The organism is Halorubrum sp. AJ67 (assembly GCF_000513435.1).
Genome location: NZ_CBVY010000002.1, coordinates 57,002 through 59,268, shown reverse-complemented (window position 1 = coordinate 59,268; position 2,267 = coordinate 57,002). Strand labels below are relative to the sequence as shown.

1 protein-coding gene is annotated in these 2,267 nt (G+C 65.6%); it reads left to right on the top strand.

Annotation, left to right across the window (positions count from 1 at the left end; genetic code table 11):
• Positions 1 to 507 precede the first annotated feature (507 nt).
• On the top strand, positions 508 to 1,812 hold the full coding sequence (aspS, locus tag BN903_RS02410) for an aspartate--tRNA(Asn) ligase (RefSeq protein ID WP_048076222.1): 1,305 nt from the start codon (positions 508 to 510) through the stop codon (positions 1,810 to 1,812).
• Positions 1,813 to 2,267 lie beyond the last annotated feature (455 nt).

The following is a 2,267-nucleotide window of genomic DNA, read 5'->3' as shown; positions in this document are numbered from 1 at the left end:
GCGGGTCCGCGTCCCCGAGCGCCGGGCGATGTGGATCGCCGCTGACGCCCGCGAGGGACACGGTCGCGGCTCGACGCGCGAGACGACAGCGCAGGCTGGAGAGAACGGGGATCTGGTCCGTCCCGCGGGGAAACCTCCCCAGCCGACGCGCGTCACGCGGTCGGGCGGACGGACCGTGGGTTCGGAGTCCCGTAGCCGATACCCGTCCACCCGAGGAACGCGACGCTCGCGGACCGAACGAGCGTCGAGCGGGTGGAACGGGTCATTTGGGTCTCCGGCGGCGCGTACCGCGCCGTTGACGACACCGTGGACGGGTTTCGTATTAAAATTATGCTGGCTATGCTACCACATGTCACGACGAGTTCTCGCGAGCAGATCCGGAATCCGTCGCGGTCGCGGTCTCGGCGGAGAACGCGTTCGAGACGGCCACAGCGGTCGGGTTCCGCCGACGCCGAGACGACAAACCTATGCCGGCCGCCCGACCAGTTTGCCGTAACACCCGTCTCCATGATCGAGCGAATTCACACGTCGGACGTCGAACCGGACGCGGACGAGGTCGCCATCGCCGGCCACGTCCACGAGATCCGCGACCTCGGTGGGCTGGTCTTCCTCATCGTGCGCGACCGCGAGGGGCTCATCCAGATCGTCTTCAAAGAGGAGCGCGAGCCGGAGCTGTTCGAGGCCGTTCAGGACGTCGGGGCCGAGGACGTCGTCCGCGTCGTGGGCGAGCCGCTGGAGAGCGACCAGGCCCCCGGGGGCGTCGAGATCGCGCCCACAGAGTACGAGGTCATCGACGAGGCGGACTCCCCGCTTCCCTTAGAGATCTCGAAGGACATCGAGGTCGATCTGTCGACCCGCCTCGACAACCGCGCGCTCGACCTCCGGAAGCCGGAGACGCTCGCGGTGTTCACGCTGCGCTCCGAGCTGATCACCGCGATGGAGGAGTGGTTCGACGACGAGGGGTTCGTCGACATCAAGACGCCCCTGATCTCGAAGGGCGGCGCGGAGGGCGGCGCAGAGCTGTTCCCGATCCTCTACTACAACCAGGACGCCTTCCTCTCGCAGAGCCCGCAGCTCTACAAGCAGATGCTGATGGCCTCCGGCTACGAGGCGGTCTACGAGACCGGGACCGCGTTCCGCGCCGAGGACTTCGCGACCTCCCGCCACGTCTCCGAGATTTCGATGTTCGACGTGGAGCTGGCGTACATCGACGACCACGACGACGTGATGGACGTGCAAGAGGAGTCGCTGCGGTACGCGCTCCGTCGGGTCGCCGAGAACGCCGAGCGCGAACTCGACCTGCTCGACGTCGACCTCGACGTGCCCGAAGACGACTTCCCGCGGATCACCTTCGACGAGGCGCTCGACATCTTGGAGACCGAGTACGGGCACTTCCCGGACGACCCGACCGACCTCGATACGAAAGGCGAGAAGCTGCTCGGCGAGCACTTCGAGGAGCAGGGTCACCCCGCGTTCTTCGTCGTCGGCTACCCCGACGAGAAGTTCTACTACATGCAAGAGGTCGAGGGCGACGACATCGCCTCTCGAAAGTTCGACCTGATCTACAAGGGTCAGGAGCTCTCCTCGGGCGGCCAGCGCGAACACGACGTCGAGCGCATGGTCGAGGTCATGGAGGCGGAAGGCGTCGAGACCGCGAACTTCGAGTTCTACATCGAGGCGCTGAGCTACGGGACCCCTCCGCACGGCGGCTACGGGCTGGGGATCGACCGCCTCGTCCAGAAGGTCGCCGACCTCGACAACATCAAGGAGGCGATCATGTTCCCGCGCGACCCGAACCGGCTGGAGCCCTGATCGCGGCGACCCGTCCGTCGGGTCGAGTCTTCGATCGGACCAAGCCGCCGACCGCAGCACGCGCGACGAAACTCCATTTCTGACGCGGTCCGCGGCTCGCCGTCGACCGCGGTCGTTTCGCCGGTTCCTTTATAAGCGAACGCGTCGCTCAGCGTTCCGACCCTCGATCGCGGTCGTTGAACCGTCTCCGTTCGGTTAAACCGGGTAAAATCGGGCGAAAATGGGCTGAACGGCTTGCGGCATTCAAGTGTGTCTGGACCCGATCGGGAATCGCAATGAACGCCATTCGAACCACGCTGATCGCGGCCATCGCCGCGGTGGTACTGATCGGGACCGCGCGGCCGCCGGTGCCGTCGCGGCGACCCCCGGCCCGGGTCGACTCGTATAACTTCGTATAATGTATGCTATACGAAGTTATTACGAGTACGTGGGAGGCAAGGCACACAGGGGATAGG

Bases quoted from the DNA above. Each gene is read 5' to 3' on its own strand.
- aspS (WP_048076222.1), top strand. From the start codon at position 508: ATGATCGAGCGAATTCACACGTCGGACGTCGAACCGGACGCGGACGAG.